Raw genomic sequence first — 3,935 nt, forward strand, 5'->3', positions numbered from 1 at the left:
CGGCAAGACGACCACGAAGAACCTCCTCGCCCGCGTCCTCGAGGACGAGGGGGAGACGGTCTCGCCGAAGGCGTCCTTCAACAACGAGGTCGGCGCCCCCCTCACGATGCTGCGGGTGACCGACGGCACGCGGTTCCTGGTGAGCGAGTTCGGTGCGAGCGCCCCCGGCGAGATCGCCCGTCTCGCCGGCCTGGTGGAGCCCGACATCGGGATCGTGCTCATGGTCGGCCTCGCGCACGCCGGCGGCTTCGGCGGGATCGAGGCGACCTTCGCCGCGAAGTCCGAGCTGGTGCGCGCGCTGCGGCCCGGCGGGCTCGCGATCCTCAATGCGGACGACGCTCGCGTTGCCGCCATGGCGCCGATCGCCGCCGAGCAGGGGGTGGCGGTCCGCTGGTTCGGCCGCGGACCGGACGCGACGGTGCGTGCGGACGACGTCGTGGTCGAGGCATCCGGAACGTCGTGTCTCGTGACCGCGGACGGCGTGTCCCTGCCGCTGCGTCTGCGCGTGCTCGGCGAGCACCACGTCATGAACGCCCTCGCGGCGATCGCCGCCGCGACCGCGCTCGGCGTCTCGCTCGCGGACTGCGTGGCGCGACTCGAGACCGTCGAGCTCGCCGAGCGGTGGCGCATGCAGCCCCTCGGCTCCGAGCGCGTGCGCATCATCAACGACGCCTACAACGCCAGCCCCGACTCGATGGCCGCCGCACTGCGCACGCTCGCCCAGATCACCGGACCGGGCGAGCGCACCGTCGCCGTCCTCGGCGCGATGAGCGAGCTCGGCGAGCACGCCGAGGAGGAGCACGACCGCGTCGGGCTCTTGGCCGTGCGCCTCGGGATCAAGCGCATCGTCGTGATCGGCCCGGACGCCCGCCGGATGTATCTCGAGGCCGTCGCTCAGGGCTCGTGGGATGCCGAGGCCGTGTTCTTCGCCACGGCGGACGAGGCGTACGACTACCTCATGACCGAACTGCGCGACGGCGACCGCGTGCTGGTGAAGTCCTCGAACGCGGCGGGTCTGCGGTTCCTGGGCGATCGTCTGGGAGAATCGTTCTCGTGAGATCCCTCCTGACTGCGGCCGCGATCTCGCTGGCGTTCACGCTGTTCCTCACCCCGATCTTCCTGCGGCTCTTCCGCAAGTGGGGCTGGGGCCAGGTGATCCGCACTCCCGAGAACATCTACAACCCGAGCCACGGCGCCAAGCGCGGAACGCCCACGATGGGCGGCACGATCTTCATCGTCGGGACGATCGTCGGCTACCTCGTCGGAGCGTTCACCGGCAACAATCCGCCGACCGTGTCGGGCCTTCTCGTGCTGTGGATGATGGTCGGGTTCGGCGCGATCGGGTTCATCGACGACTACATGAAGGTGCGCAGTCAGCGCAGCCTGGGTCTCAGCGGCTGGCGCAAGATCGTAGGCCAGATCCTCGTGGTGGTGCCGTTCGCGATCGTCGGGCTGAACTTCGCCAACACGTGGGGTGACACCCCGGTCTCGCCGTACGTGTCGATCTTCCGCGATGTGCCGGTGCTGTCATTCATGGCGCTCGGTCCGATCCTGGGCTGGCTGCTCTACCTGGCATGGACGTCCTTCATCGGCGTCGCGTACTCGAACAGCGCGAACCTCACCGACGGGCTGGACGGCCTGGCCGCCGGCGCGGGCATCTTCGTGACGGGCGCGTACAGCCTCATCGCCTTCTGGCAGTTCAACCAGGCGTGCTGGGGCGGCGAGGGCCTGTCTCCGGGCGCGCTGTCGGCGTGCTATCCGACGCCCAACCCGTTCGACCTGGCGATCGTCTCGGCCTCTTTCGTGGGCGCGCTCGTCGGCTTCCTGTGGTGGCAGGCTCCCAAGGCCGAGGTCTTCATGGGCGACGTGGGATCGATGGCGATCGGCGGCGTGATCGCGGCGCTGGCGATCCTCACCCGCACCGAGCTGCTCTCCGTGCTGGTCGCGGGCGTGTTCATCATCGCCCCCGGCTCGGTCATCCTGCAGCGCATCTACTTCAAGGCCACGCGCGGCAAGCGCCTGTTCCTCATGAGCCCCTTCCATCACCATCTCGAGATGCGCGGCTGGCCCGAGGTCAAGATCACCGTCCGGATGTGGATCATCGCCGGGCTCCTGGCGGTCTCGGGCATCGGCTTCTTCTATGTCGAGTGGCTCTCCCAGACATGACCTCAGATCGCCTGAGCTCCCTCACCAGCTGGCACGCGGACTGGAAGGGGCTGCGCGTCGCGGTGCTGGGCCTCTCGGTGACCGGCTTCTCGGTCGCCGACACCCTCGCCGAGCTCGGCGCCGATGTGCTCGTCGTGTCGGAGAAGGCCGACGAGGAGTACGCGCGCCTCCTGCCCGTGATCGGTGCGCGCCTGTGGACCGGCCCGCTCGATTCCGTGCCCGGGGAACTCGCGGACTTCGCCCCCGAGGTCGTCGTGGCGTCGCCCGGCTTCGCGCCGCGGCATCCGCTCGTCTCGTGGGCCCGCGAGAGCGGCATCGCGCTGTGGGGCGACATCGAGCTCGCGTGGCGCGTGCGCGACAAGGTGCTCCGGCCCGACGGCAGTCCGGCAGAGTGGATCCTCGTCACGGGGACCAACGGCAAGACCACGACGACCCGCCTCGCCGCGACGATGCTCGTGGCCGGCGGTCTGCGCGCCGCGCCCGTCGGCAACATCGGCACACCGGTGCTCGACGCCGTCCGCGATCCCGCCGGCTTCGACGCGCTCGTCGTCGAGCTCTCCAGCCACCAGCTCTGGTACCTGGGACTGCAGGACTCCCCGGACCCGGTCTCGCCGTACGCGGCCGTGTGCCTCAACCTGGCCGACGACCATCTCGAGTGGCACGGCTCCTTCGAGGCCTACCGCGACGCCAAGGCGCACGTGTACGACAACACGCGCGTCGCCTGCGTCTACAACAAGGCGGATGCCGCGACCCGCGCCATGGTCGAGGACGCCGACGTCGTCGAGGGCGCCCGCGCGATCGGCTTCGACCTCGGCGTCCCGGGCCCCAGCGATCTGGGCGTCGTCGACGGCATCCTCGTCGACCGCGCCTTCCTCGAGGACCGTCGCACCAGCGCGCTGGAGCTGACCACCGTCGCCGAGCTCGCCGACCTCGGCCTGTCCGCGCCGCACATGGCCGCGAACATCCTCGCCGCCGCGGCGCTCGCGCGGTCGCTGGACGTGGCCCCGGCCGACGTGCGCGAGGCGCTGCGCGGCTTCCGCCTCGATCCGCACCGCATCGAGGTCGTCGCCCGGCACGAGGGCGTGGTGTGGGTGGACGACTCCAAGGCCACCAACCCGCATGCTGCCGCATCATCGCTCACCGCCTACCCGGGAGCGGTGTGGATCGTCGGCGGTCTGCTCAAGGGCGTCGACATCTCAGAGCTCGTCGCCGGGCGCGGCGCGCAGGCGAAGGCGGCCATCGTCATCGGGCTCGAGCGCGAAGCGGTGGTCACGGCGTTCTCGCGACACGCGCCGGGGGTGCCCGTCTTCGAGGTGGACACCGCTGAGACTGAAGAGGTCATGGCGCGCGTCGTGGAGCTGGCGGCGGGGATCGCGCGTGACGGGGACGTGGTTCTGCTCGCCCCCGCCGCGGCCTCCTTCGACCAGTTCGCCTCGTACGCCGACCGGGGTCGCAGGTTCGCGGCCGCGGTGAGGGAACGCATCGGGACGGGGGCCGCAGATGAGCACGACGCAGCCGCGGACCCGCGAGGCGACTCCGACTCCGCCTGACCTGCCGCAGCGGCGCGGCCTCGCCGCGCGCGTGACACTCGGGCGGGTGTTCGCACCGGTCCCGAGCGAGTTCCTGCTGATCGCCTCGATGGCGCTGCTGCTCACCGTGTTCGGGCTCGTCATGGTGCTCTCAGCGACGTCGGCCACCGCGACCGCCCGCGGCGAGGCGCCGTGGGAGACGGTGCTCAAGCAGGGACTGTTCGCCGTGCTCGGCATCCC

General features: G+C 70.8%; 3 protein-coding genes and 1 pseudogene. All 4 read left to right on the forward strand.

The features are described from left to right. Window positions 1-1,057 (forward strand): UDP-N-acetylmuramoyl-tripeptide--D-alanyl-D-alanine ligase (gene murF, locus ACE3O1_RS12775; RefSeq protein WP_374315621.1); only part of this gene is annotated, 1,057 nt, incomplete at its 5' end. Further along, window positions 1,054-2,166, forward strand: a complete 1,113-nt coding sequence (gene mraY / locus ACE3O1_RS12780) for a phospho-N-acetylmuramoyl-pentapeptide-transferase (RefSeq protein ID WP_374315623.1) — start codon at window positions 1,054-1,056, stop codon at window positions 2,164-2,166. The genes murF and mraY, both read left to right, overlap by 4 nt. After that, entirely contained in the window at window positions 2,163-3,716 is a 1,554-nt protein-coding gene (gene murD / locus ACE3O1_RS12785; protein ID WP_374315625.1) for a UDP-N-acetylmuramoyl-L-alanine--D-glutamate ligase, read from the forward strand. Before mraY ends, murD begins: the two co-directional genes overlap by 4 nt. Further along, window positions 3,667-3,935, forward strand: a pseudogene (locus ACE3O1_RS12790) (cell division protein FtsW); the annotation flags it as partial. The gene murD and the pseudogene ACE3O1_RS12790, both read left to right, overlap by 50 nt.

This window comes from Microbacterium sp., from assembly GCF_041909575.1.
Lineage (GTDB): Bacteria > Actinomycetota > Actinomycetes > Actinomycetales > Microbacteriaceae > Microbacterium.

Bases quoted from the DNA above. Each gene is read 5' to 3' on its own strand.
- murD (WP_374315625.1), top strand. From the start codon at position 2,163: ATGACCTCAGATCGCCTGAGCTCCCTCACCAGCTGGCACGCGGACTGG.